We start from the raw sequence: 19471 nt of genomic DNA, 5'->3' as shown, positions 1-19471 counted from the left end.
GGTGCCTCGTCGGACGCGCCGGTCCGCGTACACCGCGGCGGCCGTGCTCCTGTGCGCCCTGCTGGGCGCGCCGGGCGGGGCCGCCGCGGCACCATTGACGGCAGCACCTTCGGCGGCGGCGCCTTCGGGCGTATCGGACCGGCCCACGGGCTGGGCCACGGCGGGCCCCGGCACCACCGGGGGCGCGGGCGCCGCCCCCGACAGCGTCCATGTGGTGCGCACCCGCGCCGAGCTGAAGACCGCCCTCGCCAACCACGGCGATCCGGCCGCCCCCAAGGTCATCCGCGTACGCGGGCACCTGGCCGGCAACGAGAGCGACGACGGCCGCCTCCTGGGCGCCCAGGACTACGCCCCGGGCTGGGACCTGCGGCGCTACATGGACTGCTTCGGCCCGGACGGTACGTCCTGGAGCGACGACCGCTACGAGTGGTGCAAGCGGATGCGCACGCTCCGCGTCACCGGCTCGAACGCCCAGAAGCAGCAGATCCAGCTCACCGTGCCCAGCAACACCACCATCCTGGGCACGGGCAGGGACGCGGCCCTGCTCGGCGTCTATCTGACCGTCAACACCGGCCGGAACATCGTCATCCGCGACCTCCGCCTCGAAGCCCCGGTGGACCACTTCCCCAGCTGGGACCCGGGCGACGGCGCGACCGGCTCCTGGAACGCGCGCTTCGACGCGCTGTCGGTCGTCACCGGCCGCAACATCTGGATCGACCACTGCGCCTTCTCCGACGGCCGCTACCCCACCAGCCGGGCCGCGGTCGGCTTCCACGGCAAGCACGTCGAACACCACGACGGGCTGCTGGACATGGAGGACGGCACGGACTTCGTCACCGTCTCCTACAGCCGCTTCAGCGACCACGAGAAGACCCTGCTGATCGGCTCAGGGGACGGCAAGGGCGACCGCGACCGCGGCCATCTGCGGATCACCTTCCACCACAACCTGTTCTCCGACACCGCCCAGCGCAGCCCGCGCGTCCGCTTCGGCCAGGTGCACACGTACAACAACTACTTCCGCGGCTCCACCGACGACCCCGACTACCCGATGCGCGGTCAGGCCCTCGGCGGCAGCTCCTACTTCCTCGGCGCCGGGCTCGAATCGAAGATCGTCTCCGAACACGACGTCTTCACCCACACCGGCCCGGGAGCCTCCCCCGACATCACGGTGACCACCTTCCACGGCCACCAGTTCTCGGCCACGGGCGCCTCGTACAACGGCCGCCGCGTCGACCTGAACCGCATCGCCCGAGCGAAGTTCGAGGCGGAGGCGGCAAAGGCCCGAGCGGAAGCCGAGTCCTCGGGCACCCAGCCGCCCGAGTGGGCCCTGCGCACCTTCACCACGGACCCCGGGTGGACCCCCGCCGACATCTACCGCTACCGCCCCCAGCGCTCACCCCGGGCGGTCATCCGGACGGTGCTGCGCGAGGCGGGCCCGACTCTCACATCCGGTCGATCTCGGTGAGGTCGATGTCGATATCGAAGGGGACGGTGAGCTTCAGCCGGTCGTGGTGGATGCCGGAGGGGACGTAGAAGCCGGTCGCTGGATCCAGCTCATAGACGTAGACAACCGGGCGACGTCCCTCGCCCTTCTCGACCCGCCAAAAATGCGGGATTCCAGCCTTGGCGTACAACTGCGGCTTGCGCTCACGGTCGCGGCCTTCCGACTCCGGTGACACTACCTCCACCGCGAGCAGGGCATCGGCCGCGTCGTAGCCCGTCTCGTCCGCCTCGGCGGAGACAGCCGCCGCACGCAGGAGTGAGATATCGGGCTCGGGCCGGTTGATCTTGTTGATGGTGATGGTCATCTCGCGGCACACACGCAGCGACGCGCCAGCCCCCGCAAGTTGCTGACCAGCAGGTCGACCGCCAGCGAATGGAAGTGCTTCCGCGGGCTCACGAAGACGAGGCTCCCGTCGATCAGCTCAGTGTGCGGCGGGAGATCCGGAATACGGTCAAGGTCGTCTGCGGTGAAGCCGCCCGGGGGCGGAAACACCCAGGCCGGAAGCGGTTCAGCAGTCGTGGTTACTCCCATGGACGAGATTCTTGGCCGCACGGCCAGCCTGGCGGGCGAGAACGCCGGAACCACCCCTCACACGAGTGACGGGTGGCCCTGGCATTGACGCCGTCAGCCCAGATGCACGGGAGCGGCCGGGGCGGCGTGGGCGGCCTTGTCGTGGGCCGGGCGCGGGGTGTTCATCAGCACGCCCACCACCACCGCCGCCACCGTGAGGAGCACCGACGACCAGACGAACGCGTGGGAGAAGCCCTCGACCAGGCCCTCCTTCGCGGTCTCCGGCGTCATGCGGCGGGCGTGGTCACGGAGGTAGTCGGCGGTCGCGCTGGTGGCGATGGTGTTGAGCATCGCCGTGCCGATGGAACCGCCGATCTGCTGGGCCGTGTTCACCGTGGCGGAGGCGATGCCCGCGTCCCTGGGCTGGACGCCGTGGGTCGCGTAGTTCATCGAGGGGGCCATCACCAGGCCCATGCCGAAGCCGACGAGGAGTTCGGAGGGCAGCACGCCCGCCGCGTACGAGCTTCCGGCCTCCAGCGGGACCAGCAGCGCCACCCCGGTGGCCGCGATCAGCAGACCGGGCGCCACCAGGACCCGGGGCGGCACCTTGGGGATGAGGCGGGCGGCGACGCCGCCCGCGGCGGCCAGCACCGCCGCGGTCATCGGCAGGAAGGCGACGCCGGTGACCAGCGCCGAGTACCCCTTCACGATCTGCATGTAGTAGGTGAGGAAGAGGAACATCGCGAACATGCCGACCACCGACAGGCCGACCGCCAGATAGGCGCTGCCCCGGGTGCGGTCCGCGATCACCCGGATCGGCAGCAGCGGCTGGGCGGCGCGCCGCTCCACCAGGACGAAGGCGACGAGCAGCACCACGCCCAGCGTCAGCAGCCCCGTCACCAGCCGGGAGCCCCAGCCCTCGGACTCGGCCTCGCTGCATCCGTAGACGAGGGACACCAGACCGGCGACGGCCAGCAGCACACCGGGGATGTCGAAGCGTGCCCGCCGCTCGGCGGGCCGGTCGGCGGGCAGGACGGACCAGCTGAACGCGGCGAGGGCGGCGATCGGCACGTTGACGTACAGGCACCAGCGCCAGTCCAGGTACTCGGTCAGCAGCCCGCCGACGACCAGGCCGATCGCGCCCCCGCCCGCCGCGATCGCGCCGAAGATGCCGAACGCCTTGGCGCGCTCGCGGGCCTCGGTGAAGTTCACGGCCAGCAGCGACAGCGCCGAGGGCGCGAGCAGCGCGGCGAAAGCGCCCTGGAGCGCACGGGCCCCGAGCAGCATGCCGAGCCCCTGGGCGGCGCCGCCGAGCGCGGAGGCCCCGGCGAAGCCGATCAGACCGACCAGGAAGGCGCGCCTGCGGCCGGTGTAATCGGCGATCCGGCCGCCGAACAGCAGCAGGCTGCCGAAGGCCAGGGTGTACGCGGTGATGACCCACTGCCGGTCGCCCGCGGAGATGCCCAGGTCGCGCTGGGCGGAGGGCAGGGCGATGTTCACGATGGTGATGTCGAGAACGATCATCAGCTGGGCGAGGCCGATGAAGAGCAGCGCGATCCAGCGCCGTGGGTTGGGCGCGGGCGATCCAGCGGCGGGCGATCCAGCGGCCGGGGCGGCGTCGGGCGGTATGGCTGAGGGCTCGGACATGAGGGTGCCTTTCTGGTGGCGCGTACGGACGTGATCAGTCGACGGCGGCACGGGCGTCGTCGATCACTCGCTCCCGGAGGCGGGTGAAGGCGGCGGCGTCGACGGCCGGACCGCCGAGGGCGGTGGTGGGCCGCGGGGAGCCGGTGGGGCGCAGCCCGTCCACGTACAGGTCGAGCTGGCGGTGGGCGAGGGCGTCGTCGTCCGGAACGCGGCCACCGCCGGGCAGCGGCCGCGACAGCCGGATGATCATCAGGACGATGTCGCCGAAGACGACATCGGGACGGACCGCGCCGACCGCGCGGGCACGGGCCAGGAGGCGGTCCACGGTCTCGACGGGGTCGGTGCCGCTGGAAAGGTCAGCGGCGTCGCCGCGTACCTGCCCGAAGAGTTCGTCGGCGGTGAAGTGGCCCAGCAGCGCCGGTACCACCGATCCGATCTTGAGGTCGAGCGCGGCGTGCGTGAAGCGCCGCAGCGCGTCGGCCGGGTCGCCCTCCGCCTCGGCGGCCTGCCACGCCGCCTCGGCGACGGCGGTGAAGACCTCGGCGGCCACGCCGCGGAAGAGGTCGGAGCGGGCGGGAAACCGCCGGTAGAGGGTGGCGATGCCGACCCCGGCGCGCCGGGCGATCTCGTCGAGCGGGGCGTCCGGCCCCTGATCGGCGAAGACCTCACGGGCGGCGCGCAGGATCTGTTCGCGGTTGCGGCGCGCGTCGGCGCGCATACGGGGAGTGTCATCGGACACGACGGGTCTCCTGCGGAGGACACACACGGAGCTATGTGGAGATTTTTTCTCCACATAGCTCAGAGCGTAGCGCTCCCCGACACCTTATTCAACACCTGATGAAAAACGCGTCCCGTCGCGGCACGGAGGAGGCACGGAGGAGGCACGGAGGAGGCACGGAAAAGGGCCCGGCCCCCGCACGAAGCGGGGGCCGGGCCCTGGGAAGACGCGAATGCGCTACCCGGCTCAGACCAGGTTGACCGAACGGGCCGACGTGGCGCCGATCTCCTCGGCGATCTCGGTGAGCACGGTCTGCGGAATCGTGTCGTCCACGGTCAGCGCGACCAGCGCGGCACCGCCCACCGCGGAACGCGAGACCTGCATGCCCGCGATGTTGATGCCCGCCTCGCCCAGGATGCGGCCGAGCGTGCCGACGATGCCGGGACGGTCGGTGTAGCGGAGGAAGGCCATGTGGTCAGCGAGCGCCAGGTCGACGTCGTACTCCCCGACCGCGACGATCTTCTGGAGGTGCTTCGGACCGGCCAGCGTGCCGGAGATCGACACCTCGGTGCCGTCGGCCAGGGTGCCCCGCACGGTCACCACATTGCGGTGCTCCGAGGACTCCGAGCTGGTGGTCAGCCGCACCTCGACGCCGCGCTCCTGCGCGAACAGCGGGGCGTTCACGTAACTCACGGTCTCGTCGACGACGTCCTCGAAGACGCCCTTGAGCGCGGACAGCTCCAGCACCTTGACGTCGTGCTGGGTGATCTCGCCGTACACCTCGACGTCGAGCCGGACGGCGACCTCGCCCGCGAGGGCGGTGAAGATCCGGCCCAGCTTCTCGGCCAGCGGCAGCCCGGGGCGTACGTCCTCGGCGATCACACCGCCCTGCACGTTCACCGCGTCCGGGACCAGCTCGCCCGCCAGCGCCAGCCGCACCGAGCGCGCGACCGCGATGCCCGCCTTCTCCTGGGCCTCGCCGGTGGAGGCGCCCAGGTGCGGGGTGGCGACCACGTTGTCGAACTCGAACAGCGGGGAGTCGGTGCACGGCTCCTTGGAGAACACGTCCAGACCGGCACCGGCCACCCGGCCCTCCTTGAGGGCCGCGGCCAGCGCCACCTCGTCGACGATCCCGCCACGGGCGGCGTTGACGATGCGGACCTCGGGCTTGACCTTGCGCAGCGCCTCGTCGCCGATCAGGCCGACGGTCTCGGGGGTCTTGGGGAGGTGGACCGTGATGAAGTCCGAGACCTCCAGCAGCTCATCGAGGGTGAGCAGCTTCACGCCCATCTGCGCGGCGCGCGCGGGCTGCACGTACGGGTCGTACGCGACGACCTTCATCCCGAAGGCGGACATGCGCTGGGCCACCAGGACGCCGATGCGGCCGAGGCCGACGACGCCGAGGGTCTTCTCGCTCAGCTCCACACCGGTGTACTTGCTGCGCTTCCACTCGCCGTTCTTCAGAGCGGCGTTCGCCTGCGGGATGTTGCGGGCGGTGGCGACCAGCAGGCCGCAGGCCAGCTCGGCAGCGGTGACGATGTTGGACGTCGGCGCGTTGACGACCATGACGCCCGCCTTGGTGGCGGCGGAGACGTCCACATTGTCCAGGCCGACGCCCGCGCGGGCGACCACCTTCAGCTTCTTCGCCGCGGCGATGGCTTCCGCGTCGACCTTGGTCGCGCTGCGGACGAGGATCGCGTCCACGTCGGCAAGGGCGGGAAGCAGTTCGTCTCGGTCCGCGCCGTTGCAGCTCCGGATCTCGAAATCCGGGCCCAGGGCGTCGACCGTGGCGGGCGACAGCTCTTCGGCGATGAGTACGACAGGTTTACCGGGGGAAGCAGTGCTCACGTGGTCTTCAGTCCTCACTAGTCCTCAGCGGACGGCCGTCCCGACGGCCGCAGGCGGTGAAGGGTTCCAGCCGCGTGGAAGACGCACGACGCTGTGAGCCTGACGCGTTTGTTGCAGGAAAGTGTAGTAGCGATCGGGCCTGTGTAATGCGCCTATGCGGCAGGATCACCCGCACGTGGTGGTGCGCGGTGGACAAAGGCGAACCGGGTGTGGCGGGGGTTCCACGGAACCCCCGCCACACCCGGGGCACGGCCCACCGCGCCGGGCGGGCGCTTACGCCTCGTCGTCGACCCAGCTCATGAGCTTGCGCAGCTCCTTGCCCGTGGTCTCCAGGAGGTGGTCCTCGTCCGCCTTCTTCAGCTCGTTGTACTTCGGCAGACCGGCGTTGTACTCCGCCATCCAGTTCTTGGCGAAGGTGCCGTCCTGGATCTCACCGAGGATCTTCTTCATCTCGGCCTTGGTGGAGTCGTTGATGATCCGCGGTCCGGAGACGTAGTCGCCCCACTCGGCGGTCTCGGAGATCGACCAGCGCATCTTCTCCAGGCCGCCCTCGTACATGAGGTCCACGATCAGCTTCAGCTCGTGGAGGCACTCGAAGTACGCGATCTCCGGCTGGTAACCGGCCTCGGTCAGGGTCTCGAACCCGGCCTTGACCAGCGCCGCGGTGCCACCGCACAGCACCGCCTGCTCACCGAAGAGGTCGGTCTCGGTCTCCTCGGTGAAGGTGGTCTTGATGACCCCGGCGCGGGTGCCGCCGATGCCCTTGGCGTACGAGAGGGCGAGCGGGAAGGCGTTGCCCGTGGCGTCCTGCTCGACGGCCGCGATGCACGGCACGCCCCGGCCCTCTTCGTACTGGCGGCGGACCAGGTGGCCCGGGCCCTTGGGGGCGACCATGCAGACGTCGACGTTGGCCGACGGCTGGATGAAGTCGTACCGGATGTTGAGGCCGTGGCCGAAGAACAGCGCGTCGCCGTCCTTCAGGTTGTCCTTCACGGACTCCTCGTAGACCTTGGCCTGGATCGGGTCCGGGACCAGGATCATGATCACGTCGGCCTCGGCGGCCGCCTCGGCCGGGGTCACCACGCGCAGGCCCTGCTCCTCGGCCTTGGCCTTGGACTTGGAGCCCTCGTGCAGGCCGACGCGGACGTCGACGCCCGAGTCGCGCAGCGACAGCGCGTGGGCGTGGCCCTGGCTGCCGTACCCAAGGATCGCGACCTTGCGGCCCTGGATGATGGACAGGTCGGCGTCGTCGTCGTAGAACAGCTCGGCCACTTCGGGATTCTCCTAGCGTGTGGGTTGTGCGTCCCACCGTATGACGGGCGGGCGGGTGAAGGTTCGGGGGTCTCGTCAGGCGGACCGGTCGAGCGAGCGCAGGCTCCGGTCGGTGATGGAGCGGGCGCCGCGCCCTATGGCGATCGTGCCGGACTGCACCAGCTCCTTGATGCCGTACGGTTCCAGCATCTTGAGCATGGCTTCGAGCTTGTCGCTGCCGCCGGTGGCCTCGATGGTCACGGCCTCCGGGGAGACGTCCACGGTCTTGGCGCGGAACAGCTGGACGATCTCGACGATCTGGGAGCGGGTCTCGTTGTCGGCCCGGACCTTCACGAGAACGAGTTCCCGCTGAATGGCCGAGCCGTCCTCCAGCTCGACGATCTTCAGGACGTTGACGAGCTTGTTGAGCTGCTTGGTGACCTGCTCCAGCGGCAGTTCCTCGACATTGACCACGATGGTGATGCGGGAGATGTCGGGGTGCTCGGTGACGCCCACGGCGAGCGAGTCGATGTTGAAGCCGCGGCGGGAGAACAGGGCGGCGATCCGGGCGAGGATGCCGGGGGTGTTCTCCACCAGGACGGAGAGCGTGTGCTTGGACATGCGGTGCGTCTCTCTTCTTCTCTCTCGGTCCCGGCCTCAGTCGTCTTCGCTGTCGCCGAAGTCCGGGCGGGTGTCACGCGCCGCCAGGATCTCGTCATTGGAGGTGCCGGCCGCGACCATCGGCCAGACCATGGCGTCCTCGTGGACGATGAAGTCCACGACCACCGGGCGGTCGTTGATCGCGTTGGCCTTCTCGATCACGGCGTCGAGGTCGGCCGGGTCCTCGCAGCGGATGCCGATGCAGCCCATGGCCTCGGCGAGCTTCACGAAGTCCGGGACCCGGGTGCCCGCGCCGGGCGGGGGGGTGTCTGCGCCGGGGCCGGAGTGCAGCACGGTGTTGGAGTAGCGCTGGTTGTAGAACAGGGTCTGCCACTGGCGGACCATGCCCAGCGCGCCGTTGTTGATGATCGCGACCTTGACCGGGATGTTGTTCAGCGCGCAGGTGACCAGCTCCTGGTTGGTCATCTGGAAGCAGCCGTCACCGTCGATCGCCCAGACCGTACGGTCCTCCGCGCCCGCCTTGGCGCCCATGGCGGCCGGGACGGCGTACCCCATGGTCCCGGCGCCGCCGGAGTTCAGCCAGGTCGCGGGCTTCTCGTACTGGATGAAGTGGGCGGACCACATCTGGTGCTGGCCGACGCCCGCGGCGAAGATCGTGTCCTCCGGGGCCAGCTCACCGATCCGCTGGATGACCTGCTGCGGCGACAGGCTGCCGTCCTCGGGCAGGTCATAGCCGAGCGGATAGGTCTCGCGCCACCGGTTCAGGTCCTCCCACCAGCCGCTGTAGTCGCCGGTGCGGCCCGCGTCGTGCTCGGCCTGGACCGCGACGACCAGATCCGCGATGACCTCGCGGGCGTCACCGACGATCGGCACGTCGGCGGCGCGGTTCTTGCCGATCTCCGCCGGGTCGATGTCCGCGTGCACGATCTTGGCGTACGGGGCGAACGAATCGAGCTTGCCGGTGACCCGGTCGTCGAAGCGCGCGCCGAGCGCCACGATCAGGTCCGCCTTCTGCAGGCTGGTGACGGCGGCGACGGTGCCGTGCATGCCCGGCATGCCCAGGTGCAGCTGGTGGCTGTCGGGGAACGCGCCGAGCCCCATCAGGGTGGTGGTGACCGGCGCCCCGGTCAGCTCGGCCAGCACCCGCAGCTCGGCGGTGGCGTGCGCCTTGAGGACGCCACCGCCCACGTACAGCACCGGGCGCTCGGCCTGGGTGATCAGCCGGGCCGCCTCGCGGATCTGCTTGGCGTGCGGCTTGGTCACCGGGCGGTAGCCGGGCAGGTCGGTCTGCGGCGGCCAGGAGAAGGTGGTCTTCGCCTGCAGCGCGTCCTTGGCGATGTCGACCAGGACCGGGCCGGGGCGGCCGGTGGCCGCGATGTGGAACGCCTCGGCGATCGTGCGCGGGATGTCCTCGGCCTTGGTGACCAGGAAGTTGTGCTTGGTGATCGGCATCGTGATGCCGCAGATGTCCGCCTCCTGGAAGGCGTCCGTGCCGATCGCCTTGGAGGCCACCTGGCCGGTGATCGCGACGATGGGGACCGAGTCCATGTGGGCGTCGGCGATCGGGGTGACCAGGTTGGTGGCGCCGGGGCCCGAGGTCGCCATGCAGACGCCGACCTTGCCGGTGGCCTGGGCGTAACCGGTGGCGGCGTGGCCCGCACCCTGCTCGTGGCGGACGAGTACGTGCCTGACCTTCACGGAGTCCATCATCGGGTCGTACGCGGGGAGGATCGCACCGCCGGGAATCCCGAAGACGGTGTCGGCGCCCACCTCCTCGAGCGAACGGATGAGGGACTGCGCACCCGTGACGTGCTCGACGGTCGCGGACTGGGGTCCGCCGTTACGGGCCCGCGGCTGGGGATGATGGGCCCCGGAGGCCTGGTCGGTCATCTGCGTTCTCTTCTCGAATGAGGTGTGATGCGGGGGAGGAAGGCGGTGCACAGGCGTCAGTGCAACAAAAAACCCCTCGTGCCGTTAGGCAAGCGAGGGGAGCGCGCCGGTGAGGGTCCGCAGGGCTTCAACATGGCCCTGCTCAGCCGACGCGCTGTCCAAGTACGAGAATTCGGGTGCGCATGGCTCCGACCCTCCCCCTCGCGCGTACCAGGTGTCAAGTGGGTGGGACGGGAGTCTCAGTATTTGAGCGGGTCGGTGGGTGGGTGTGCGCCTCCTGGCGCCGGGGCCCGTGCCCGCCGAATCCGCCGTGACGCACCGGCGGCCCGCCGCCGACCAGCACCGGAGCGTCCGAGCGCGGCACCGGATAGCTGCCTCGGGTGAGCGCCCGGCGCAGCCGGTGCTCGTCCAGCGGGCCGCTGAAGGCCATGCCCTGGGCGTGGGTGCAGCCCATGCCGCGCAGGGTCACGAGCTGTTCGGGCATGTCCACGCCCTCGGCGATGGACTGCATCCCGAGGTCGCCGCCGATCCGCAGCAGCCCTGAGGTGATCTTGTGCAGCCGGGAGGACTCGACCACCCCCTCGACCAGCCCCTGGTCCAGCTTGAGCACATCGATGGGGAGCCTGCGCAATGCCCTGATCGCGCCATATCCGCTGCCGAAGCCGTCGAGCGCGATCCGCACCCCCAGCCGCCGCAGCGCGCCGAGCCGGTGCTCCAGCTCGTCCAGCGGCACCCGGGGATCGCTGTCGGTCAGCTCCAGGATCAGCGCGCCGGACGGCAGGCCGTGCCGGGCGAGCAGGGTCTCGACGGCCTTGGGCGGCAGCGACTTGTCGACCAGACGGCCCGCGGGCAGCCGCACGCAGACGGGGGTCATGTGGCCGTCCCGGCGGCGCTGGGCGGCCTGCTCCACGGCGGCCTCCAGCGTCCAGCGGGTCAGCTCGGCGGTGCGGGCGCCTTCCTCACCGGCGCGGCCGTGGCCGCCGCCGCGCCCGTTGTTGTCGGCGACCCTCAGGAACTCGGCCGGGGTGAACAGGATGCCCTGGGCCGAGCGCCAGCGGGGCTGCGCCGCGACGGCGGTGACCCGGCCGGTCGCCAGCTCCACGACGGGCTGGTGCAGCAGCACGAACTCACCGTCGTGCAGGGCGGCCCGCAGCCGCGTCGCGACCTCGGCGCGGCGCGCCACCTCGGCCTGCATCTGCGGGGCGTACAGCTCGACGCGGTTCTTCCCGGCGGCCTTCGCGCGGTACATGGCCAGATCGGCGTTGCGCATCAGGGCGCCGGGGCTGGTGCCGGGCTCGGCGAAGGCGACGCCGATGCTGGCGGCGACCCGCACCTCGGTGCCGCCCTCCACCCGGTAGGGCTGGGAGAGCCGGGCCCGCAGCCGGTCGGCGATCTCCAGGATGTGGCATTCGCGGGTGCTGGTGTCCCCGGCGCCGTCGCCCACGATGAGGGCGGCGAACTCGTCGCCCCCGAGCCGGGCGGCGCAGTCGCCGGAGCCGGACCGCACGGACTCCTGGAGCCGGCGGGCGGCCTGGACCAGCAGCTCGTCGCCCGCCTGGTGGCCGACGGTGTCGTTGACGGCCTTGAAGCCGTCGAGGTCGATGAAGAGCACGGCGGTGCCCGCGTCGGTACGGCGGCGTCCGCCGACCGCGTGCCGGACCCGCTTGGTGAACAGGGCGCGGTTGGGCAGGTCGGTGAGCGGGTCGTGCTCGGCGCTGTGCTGCAGCTGGGCCTGGAGCCGGACCCGCTCGGTGACATCGCGGCTGTTGAAGATCAGGCCACCGTGGTGGCGGTTGACCGTCGACTCCACGTTGAGCCAGTCGCCGGAGCCGGAGCGGAACCGGCACTCGATGCGGGTGGTGGGCTCCTCGCCCGGCGAGGCGGCCAGGAACCGGCGGATCTCGTGGACCACCGCGCCCAGGTCCTCGGGGTGGATGAGCGAGGCCAGTTCGGAGTCCTGCAGCTCGTCCGCGTCCCGCCCGTAGACGCCGGTGGCGGCGGGGCTGACGTACCGCAGGATGCCGGTGGGCGCGGCGATCATGATCACGTCGCTGGAGCTCTGCACCAGGGAGCGGAAGTGGTTCTCCTTCTCCGCCAGCTCCTGAGTGAGCGCGATGTTGTCCATCAGCATGATCGCCTGCCGGACGAGCAGGGCGAGCACGACCGCGCAGGCGGTGAAGAGCACCACCCCGTCGACCGGACGGCCGTCCATCACGTTGAACAGGATCCCCAGCGTGCAGACGGCGGCGGCGAGGTACGGCGCCAGGGCGGCGAACGCGCCCGCCGTGGGACGGCTCGGCCGGTCGGTGCGGCGCACCGCGGGCGGCGGGGTCTCGGCGGCGTCCCGCCGGGCCACCCAGGGCGCGTACGCGAGCAGCATCGAACCGGCGAACCAGCCCGCGTCCAGGATCTGGCCGGAGCGGTAGTGCTCGTGCAGCAGCGGCGAGGTGAACAGCGCGTCGCACAGCACGGTAAGGGCGAACGCGCCGATCGCGGTGTTGACCGCCGACCTGCTGGCCGTCGACGAGCGCCGGAAGTGCAGCACGATCACCATGCTGACCAGCACGATGTCCAGCAGCGGATAGGCGAGCGAGAAGGCCCTGCGGGCCACGCTCCCGGCGTCCTGGCCGAACTCCCCGGTGTGGGCGAGCGCGAGGCTCCACGACAGGGTCATGAGCGATCCGGCGATCAGCCAGGCGTCCAGCCCCAGGCAGATCCACCCGGCCCGGTTGCGCGGGCGCTTGGCGAGCACCAGCATGCCCACGATCGCGGGCGGCGCGAAGAGAAGGAAGCACACATCGGCGAACGAGGGGGTGGGCACGGGACGGCCCAGCACCACCTCGTACCACCCCCAGGTGCCGTTGCCCAGCGCGGCCATGGCGGACGAGGCCGCGAACAGCAGCCAGGCCGGGCGCATCCGCCCCGAGTTCCTGCGCCCGTGCCACAGGCAGGAGGCGGCGGCGGTGAGGGCGGCCGCGGCCAGCCCGAAGTCGCCCATGAAGACGGCCAGTTCGGATGATCCCCAGCCGAGCACCGCGCCCACCGCGTACCCGCCGCAGACGAGGGCGAGGGCGACCTGGGGCAGCAGCCGGGTGCCGCCGGTGACCGACGGCCGGGCGAGCACCGCTCCGGTGGCGCTCACCGCGCTGCCGCCCGTCGTGCGAAGGGGCGCGGCCGCGCGAGCCGTATCCCCGTGAGCTTCGTCATCGAGAGCCGCGCGGCTGCGCGGAAAAGTCGCGGTCGACGCCTGAGCTGCGTCGGGTCGTTGGTCCATTGGCCATACATCGCCCGTCGCCCCCCTCGAGTTCCGGTCCATCGCTGACGCCGTCAGGTCATTGGCGCAGCCCCCGCTCGGGACGATACACCAGACTGGTCACTCAGGGACATAGGTCATCTACGCACCGTAACCGCATACGCCGTTGTATATACGGAGTGCAGTCAATCGATGCCTGTATGTACTGCCAGGGGCATGTTGCCCCCTCGTCTACCCCGTGGTCATCATGAGATGTTCCATCGGCTCACCCGCGGCGAACCGGTGCAGCTGAGCGCGCAACAGCCGCTTGGCGCGGGGCAGGAAGGCCGACGAGGGGCCGCCCACATGCGGGGTGATGAGCACTCCTGGAGCGTGCCACAGCGGATGCCCGGCGGGCAGTGGTTCGGGGTCGGTGACATCCAGCGCGGCGCGCAGCCGGCCGCTCTCCACCTCGGCGAGGAGCGCCTTGGTGTCCACCACCCCGCCCCGTGCGACGTTCACCAACAGCGCTCCGTCCTTCATCTTCGCCAGGAAGTCCGCTCCGGCCAGGCCCCGGGTCTCCTCGGTCAGCGGGGTCACCAGGACAACGACGTCGGCCTCCGGAAGCAGTTGAGGCAAGGCGTCGATCGGGTGCACCGGACCGCGCTCGGTCGTACGCGGGGAGCGCGCGACGCGCGCCACCCGCTCGCATTCAAAAGGTTCGAGCCGGGCCTCGATCGCGCTGCCGATCGAGCCGTACCCGACGATCAGAACGGACTTGTCGGCGAGCGCCGGACGGAAGCCGGGGGTCCACTCTTCGGCGTCCTGGGCGCGGACAAAACCGGGGATGTCGCGCAGCGAGGCGAGGATCAGGGTGAGGGCCAGCTCGGCGGTGCTCGCGTCATGCAGCCCCCGGGCGTTGCACAGCTGCACATCGGGGACAACACGTGACATGGCGGGCAGCAGGCCGTCTATGCCCGCGGTGAGCGTCTGGATCACCCGCAGGCCCGTCATGGCCTCCAGCGGACGGGCCAGCACCTCGGGCTTCTTCATGTACGGCGCACAGTAGAAGGCGACGCGGCCGGGGTCGGTGGGGTAGTCGGGGCCGCCGTCCCAGTGGGCGTAGTCCAGGCTCTCGGGCAGCCCCTCGATCTCGTCGGGCGCGATGGGCAACCAAGCGAGGGGGCGGGCCGGGTCGCCGGACGCGGCATGAGACGAATCGTGGTGCCGGAACGTATCGCTGTCATCTGCACTCATGCCAGGAGGCTATGCGAAGTGAGGCTCTCCGCAGAGGTTAGTTTGGTGCGAGAAACGGGAGGGGTCAGTCCAGGTGGAGCGCAGGACAATCGGAGCGGCGGCGCTCGAAGTGGGTGCGATCGGCCTGGGGTGCATGCCCATGAGCTGGGCGTATACCGCTTCGCAGCGCAACGGCGAGCATTCGCTGCGCGCCGTGCACACCGCGCTCGACGCGGGCGTGAACCTGCTCGACACCGCCGACATGTACGGACCCTTCACCAATGAACTGCTGGTGGGCCGGGCGCTCAAGGAGCGGCGGGCGGACGCTTTCGTCTCCACCAAGTGCGGACTGCTGGTCGGCGAGCAGCACATCGTGGCGAACGGGCGGCCCGGCTATGTGAAGCGGGCGTGCGACGCCTCGCTGCGGCGGCTCCAGACCGATGTGATCGACCTCTACCAGCTGCACCGGGCCGACCCCGAGGTACCGATAGAGGAGACCTGGGGCGCGATGGCCGAGCTGGTCGCGGCGGGGAAGGTACGGGCGCTGGGGCTGTGCGCGGTGGGCGCGCGGGCGCAGCGGCGGTCCGGTGCCCGCATGCACGACGCGACGGTGCGGCAGCTGGAGCGGGTGCAGCAGGTCTTCCCGGTGAGCTGTGTGCAGGCGGAACTGTCGGTGTGGTCGCCCGAGGCGCTGGAGGCGCTGGTGCCGTGGTGTGCCTCGCGCGGGGTGGGCTTCCTGGCGGCGATGCCACTGGGCAACGGCTTTCTGAGCGGGACGCTGACGCCGGGGCAGGGGTTCGAGCCGGAGGACATGCGCGCCCGGCATCCGCGGTTCACGGCGGAGATGATGGCGGCGAACCAGCCCATCGTGGCCGGGCTGCGGCGGGTCGCGCGGCGGCACGGGGAGTCGGTGACGGCGGCTCAGGTGGCACTGGCGTGGCTGCTGGCCCAGGGACCGCACGTGGTGCCGGTGCCGGGGACCAAGCGGGACCGCTGGGCGGCGGAGAACGCCGCGGCGGCGGAGGTGATGCTGACGGCCGCGGATCTGGCCGAGATCGCGACGCTGCCGCCCGCGCGGGGGTCGTGGGACTAGCCGTGGGACCAGTGGTGTCTGCGGTGCCCTCGGTGTCTGTGGTGTCTTGTGGGGCGGGTGGGCTCCGTTTCGGGGAAGGGAACCCGCCGCGGAGCTGCGGTGTATAAGAATCGGAACCGTGCCGCGGCACACGTGCCCCACCGAGAGGAACCCGACCGTGCGACGCCCTCGCCTCACCTCCGCCCTCGCCGCCCCCGCCCTCGCCACCACCGCCGCGCTGCTGCTGATCACCGGCTGCTCGACGGGCGACGGGAAGTCTCCCTTCGAACAGCCGGGTTCGTCCGCGCCCGGGAAAGAGGGGTCCAAGGGCGGCTCGCCGTCGTCGGCGGCTCCCTCGGCCAGTGAGTCCGCGGCGCCGAAGAAGGGGTCGGCCAAGGTCGCGAGCATGCTCACGACCGACCTGCGATCGCCCTGGGGGGTGGCCCCGCTGCCGGGCGGGGACCTGCTGGTGTCCTCCCGGGACACCGGGAGGATCTTCAAGATCGCGGCGGACAGCGGAAAGCAGACCGAGCTGGGGTCCGTGCCCGGCGTCTCCCCCGCGGGCGAGGGCGGTCTGCTGGGGCTGGCGGTCTCCTCCGACTTCGGCACGGACCACATGGTGTACGCGTACTTCACCACCGACTCGGACAACCGGATCGTCCGCATGGTCTACAACGACAAGCGCCCCTCGGGCGATCAGCTGGGTGCCCCGGACACGATCTTCAAGGGCATTCCCAAGGGCTCGATCCACAACGGCGGCCGGATCGCCTTCGGCCCCGACAAGATGCTCTACGCGGGCACGGGCGAGAGCGGTGAGCGGGGGCTCGCCCAGGACATGGACTCGTTCGGCGGCAAGATCCTGCGGATGACCCCGGACGGTGAACCGGCGCACGGCAATCCGTCGGCCGATTCCGTCGTCTACTCCTACGGCCACCGCAATGTGCAGGGGCTGGCCTGGGACGCCCAGAAGCGGCTGTGGGCATCGGAATTCGGCCAGGACACCTGGGACGAGCTGAATCTGATCCGGCCGGGCAAGAACTACGGCTGGCCGGAGGCTGAGGGCAAGGCCGGGGAGAAGGGGTTCGTCGATCCGGTCGAGCAGTGGAAGCCCGAGGACGCTTCGCCGAGCGGTATCGCGTTCGCCAAGGGCTCCATCTGGATGGCGGGGCTGCGCGGTGAGCGGCTGTGGCGGATTCCGCTGCGGGGCACCAAGCCGGTGGCCGAGCCACAGGCGTTTCTCACCGGGAAGTACGGGCGGCTGCGCACTGTGGTCGCCACGGACGACGGCGGGCTGTGGCTGATCACGAACAATACGGACGGGCGGGGTGATCCGGGCAAGGACGATGACCGGATCCTGCGACTGGACATCAGCTGACGCGGGCGGTTCCGGCCCCTTTTCGGCTGGTCTGCTTACACTGGCCCCAGTCCCACACCTACGGGGGTCGCCATGTTCAACCTCATCGAGGAGTTGTTCGCGCCCGGTCGCAAGCACACCGAAGAGGAGCGCAACCGGCTGGAGTTGACGCTGCAGGATGTCGGCGACGGCGATCCGCCGTGGAAGGGCCCGATAGACCTCGACTCCGGCCAGGTGGTGATCCGCCCCCGCGAGGGCTGACGGCCTCGGGCTCTACGGCACGGGTGTGCGGACCGCGTCCTCCTCGGGCGCGCGCGGCCTGGGCACGGGCAGCGGCCTCTGATCCGGATCCGGATCGGGCGCCTCGATGCTGATGCGCGGCAGTATCCGCTCCAGCCAGCCCGGCAGCCACCAGTTGGCGCCGCCGAGCAGATGCATCAGGGCGGGCACCAGCAGCGTGCGGAGGACGAAGGCGTCCAGGGCGACCGCGGCCGCCAGCCCGATGCCGAACATGGCGATGATCCGGTCGCCGCTGACCACGAACGCCGAGAAGACGGCGATCATGATGACGGCCGCGGAGTTGATGACCCGGCTGGTCTCGGCGAGGCCCACCCGGACCGCGAGCCGGTTGTCGCGGGTGTGCTGCCACTCTTCGTACATCCGGCTGACCAGAAACACCTGATAGTCCATGGAGAGTCCGAAGAGCACCGACACCATGATCACCGGCAGGAAGGGCTCGATCGGGCCCGCCCTGCCCAGTCCCAGCGGCTCGCTCCCCCAGCCCCACTGAAAGACCGCGACCACGACGCCGAAGGACGCGGCGACGGCGGCCACATTCATGACCGCCGCCTTGACCGGGATGCCGATGCTGCGGAACGCGAGCAGCAAGAGCACACAGCCGAGCGCCACCACCACCCCCACGAACAGCGGCAGCTTGGAGACGATCACCGACGCGAAGTCGTCGTAGCCCGCGGTCAGTCCGCCGACGTACACCCGCAGCGAGGTGCCCTCCTCAGCCTTCGGCAGCACGTCGGCCCGAAGGCGCTCGACCAGCCGCGACGTGTCGGGCGACTGCGGGGCGGTGCTGGGCACGACGGTGATCACGCCGGTGTCGCCTCCGCCGCCCAGCTCCGCGGCGCTCACCGAGGCGACGCCCTCGGTGGTGCGCAGGGTGGTGGTCAGCCGGGTGAAGGCCATCCGGTCCTCGGCGCCGTCGATGCTGCCGATGAGTGTCAGCGGTCCGTTGAAGCCGGGCCCGAACCCCTCGGCGAGCAGGTCGTAGGCCTGCCGGGTGGTCGAGGTCGCGGGGTTGTTGCCCTGGTCGGAGGTGCCGAGCCGGAGCGAGAGGGTGGGCAGGGCGAGGGCCAGCATGACGGCGACGGCGACCGCGCCCAGCACCTTGGGGTGGCGTTCCACGAACGACGCCCAGCGGGTGGCGAGTCCGGGCACCGCCTTCGGCCGTGGCCCGTGGTCGGCCAGCCGCCTGCGTTCGCGGCGGCTCAGGACCCTCGTTCCCATGAGTCCGAGCAGCGCGGGCAGCAGGGTGAGGGAGGCGGCGACGGTGAGCGCGACCGTCAGCGCGGCGGCGACCGCGACGCCGTTGAGAAAGCTCAGCCGCAGCACCAGCATGCCGAGCAGGGCCAGGCATACGGTCGCGCCCGCGAAGACCACCGCACGGCCCGAGGTGACCACCGCGCGCTGGGCGGCCTCGGCCACCGGAAGCCCCTGCCGCAGGCCGCGCCGGTGCCGGGTGACGATGAACAGCGCGTAGTCGATGCCGACGCCGAGCCCGATCAGCATGCCGAGCATGGGCGCGAAGTCGGCGACGGTCATGGCGTGGCCGAGCAGCCCGATCGCCGCGTACGCGGTGCCGACACCGATGAGCGCGGTGGCGATCGGCAGCAGGGTCGCCGCGAGCGAGCCGAAGGCGAGGAAGAGGACGACGGCGGCCACGGCGACACCGATGGCCTCGCTGAGATGGGCGGGCCCGGCCGTCTCGGTGAGCCCGGCGCCCACGCCGCCCATCTCGATCCGCAGACCGGGGGCGGCGGCGGAGCGCGCGGTGTCCAGGACCCGGCGCACCTCGTCCCCGCCCAGGTCGGCGGCGGGTTCGCGGAAGACGACAGTGGCGTAGGCGGTGTGCTGGTCGGCGCTGATGCGGCTGGTGTCGTCGGTGCCGTACGGGCCGGTGACGGAGACGACGCCGGGCAGTTCGGCGACGCGCCCCAGCGCCGCCGCCATCCGCCGCTCGACGTTCGCGGAGCGCACCGTTCCGGCGTGCCGGTCGGTGTGCCAGACGATGGTGTCGGTGTCCCCCGCCCGGTCCGGGAACCGCTGCGCCAGCAGACGCGAGGCCGTGGAGGAATCGGTGCCGGGGATGTCGTAGTTATTCGAGTACGCGGAGCCGGTCACGGCCGCCGCGGCGGCGACCCCCGCGAAGGCGGCCAGCCAGAGCACGATCACGACGGCGCTGCGCCTGATACACCATCGTGCGAGTGCGGCCATGGCTGCTTTCCGGTCTGTGCACCGAGTGCGGCGTGATGTGCTTGTGACCAAAGCACTGTGTCAGCCGGAAAAGATCCTTTGTC

At 70.9% G+C, this 19471-nt stretch carries 13 protein-coding genes and 1 pseudogene; 4 read left to right on the top strand and 10 right to left on the bottom strand.

The genetic code is table 11. The features are described from left to right. Position 1: 1 nt before the first annotated feature. Positions 2-1465: a pectate lyase family protein gene (locus ACZ6CL_RS04060; protein ID WP_468930819.1), complete on the top strand. Its 1464-nt coding sequence runs from the start codon at positions 2-4 to the stop codon at positions 1463-1465. On the opposite strand, the pseudogene ACZ6CL_RS04055 reads toward ACZ6CL_RS04060, so the two are convergent. The 9 genes and pseudogenes from ACZ6CL_RS04055 to ACZ6CL_RS04015 form a co-directional block, all read right to left on the bottom strand. Beyond that, positions 1443-2035: pseudogene (locus ACZ6CL_RS04055) on the bottom strand (Uma2 family endonuclease). The gene ACZ6CL_RS04060 and the pseudogene ACZ6CL_RS04055 sit on opposite strands and share 23 nt — an antisense overlap. A gap of 93 nt (positions 2036-2128) precedes the next feature. Beyond that, positions 2129-3661: an MFS transporter gene (locus ACZ6CL_RS04050; protein WP_468930817.1), complete on the bottom strand. Its 1533-nt coding sequence runs from the start codon at positions 3659-3661 to the stop codon at positions 2129-2131. Positions 3662-3695: 34 nt separating this feature from the next. Next, complete coding sequence (locus ACZ6CL_RS04045; RefSeq protein WP_468931272.1) at positions 3696-4379, bottom strand: TetR/AcrR family transcriptional regulator; 684 nt, start codon at positions 4377-4379, stop codon at positions 3696-3698. A gap of 246 nt (positions 4380-4625) precedes the next feature. After that, entirely contained in the window at positions 4626-6227 is a 1602-nt protein-coding gene (serA, locus tag ACZ6CL_RS04040) for a phosphoglycerate dehydrogenase (RefSeq protein ID WP_468930815.1), read from the bottom strand. 273 nt (positions 6228-6500) lie between these two features. After that, positions 6501-7499, bottom strand: coding sequence for a ketol-acid reductoisomerase (ilvC, locus tag ACZ6CL_RS04035; protein ID WP_009714817.1), 999 nt, complete (start codon positions 7497-7499; stop codon positions 6501-6503). A gap of 75 nt (positions 7500-7574) precedes the next feature. After that, on the bottom strand, positions 7575-8099 hold the full coding sequence (gene ilvN, locus ACZ6CL_RS04030; protein WP_358621278.1) for an acetolactate synthase small subunit: 525 nt from the start codon (positions 8097-8099) through the stop codon (positions 7575-7577). Positions 8100-8135: 36 nt separating this feature from the next. Then, positions 8136-9989 (bottom strand): acetolactate synthase large subunit, encoded by a 1854-nt coding sequence (locus ACZ6CL_RS04025; protein WP_468930812.1) that lies wholly within the window; start codon positions 9987-9989, stop codon positions 8136-8138. 217 nt (positions 9990-10206) lie between these two features. Then, positions 10207-13131, bottom strand: coding sequence for a putative bifunctional diguanylate cyclase/phosphodiesterase (locus ACZ6CL_RS04020; RefSeq protein ID WP_468930810.1), 2925 nt, complete (start codon positions 13129-13131; stop codon positions 10207-10209). A 342-nt stretch (positions 13132-13473) separates the two neighbouring features. Next, complete coding sequence (locus ACZ6CL_RS04015; protein ID WP_468930808.1) at positions 13474-14478, bottom strand: 2-hydroxyacid dehydrogenase; 1005 nt, start codon at positions 14476-14478, stop codon at positions 13474-13476. 73 nt (positions 14479-14551) lie between these two features. On the opposite strand from ACZ6CL_RS04015, the gene ACZ6CL_RS04010 reads away from it, so the two are divergent. The 3 genes from ACZ6CL_RS04010 (at position 14552) to ACZ6CL_RS04000 (ending at position 17144) form a co-directional block, all read left to right on the top strand. After that, positions 14552-15550 carry an aldo/keto reductase gene (locus tag ACZ6CL_RS04010; protein ID WP_468930806.1) on the top strand — a complete coding sequence of 333 codons (999 nt, stop codon included), beginning with the start codon at positions 14552-14554 and terminating at the stop codon, positions 15548-15550. Positions 15551-15707: 157 nt separating this feature from the next. Continuing rightward, entirely contained in the window at positions 15708-16904 is a 1197-nt protein-coding gene (locus ACZ6CL_RS04005; RefSeq protein WP_468930804.1) for a PQQ-dependent sugar dehydrogenase, read from the top strand. A 72-nt stretch (positions 16905-16976) separates the two neighbouring features. Beyond that, entirely contained in the window at positions 16977-17144 is a 168-nt protein-coding gene (locus ACZ6CL_RS04000; RefSeq protein ID WP_199844298.1) for a DUF6191 domain-containing protein, read from the top strand. 12 nt (positions 17145-17156) lie between these two features. Here the strand turns inward: ACZ6CL_RS04000 and ACZ6CL_RS03995 are convergent, their stop codons facing one another. Further along, the gene (locus ACZ6CL_RS03995; protein ID WP_468930802.1) at positions 17157-19388 is read right to left on the bottom strand and encodes an MMPL family transporter; all 2232 of its coding nucleotides are present in this window, start codon (positions 19386-19388) and stop codon (positions 17157-17159) included. Between the last annotated feature and the right edge of the window lie 83 nt (positions 19389-19471).

This window comes from Streptomyces sp. NPDC041200, from assembly GCF_055591805.1.
This window is presented reverse-complemented; position numbering and strand designations above follow the sequence as displayed.

Coding starts and splice junctions, on each gene's coding strand:
- ACZ6CL_RS04045 (WP_468931272.1), bottom strand. CDS start 4,379: ATGCGCGCCGACGCGCGCCGCAACCGCGAACAGATCCTGCGCGCCGCC.
- ilvN (WP_358621278.1), bottom strand. CDS start 8,099: ATGTCCAAGCACACGCTCTCCGTCCTGGTGGAGAACACCCCCGGCATC.
- ACZ6CL_RS04015 (WP_468930808.1), bottom strand. CDS start 14,478: ATGAGTGCAGATGACAGCGATACGTTCCGGCACCACGATTCGTCTCAT.
- ACZ6CL_RS04000 (WP_199844298.1), top strand. CDS start 16,977: ATGTTCAACCTCATCGAGGAGTTGTTCGCGCCCGGTCGCAAGCACACC.
- ACZ6CL_RS03995 (WP_468930802.1), bottom strand. CDS start 19,388: ATGGCCGCACTCGCACGATGGTGTATCAGGCGCAGCGCCGTCGTGATC.
- ACZ6CL_RS04050 (WP_468930817.1), bottom strand. CDS start 3,661: ATGTCCGAGCCCTCAGCCATACCGCCCGACGCCGCCCCGGCCGCTGGA.
- ACZ6CL_RS04025 (WP_468930812.1), bottom strand. CDS start 9,989: ATGACCGACCAGGCCTCCGGGGCCCATCATCCCCAGCCGCGGGCCCGT.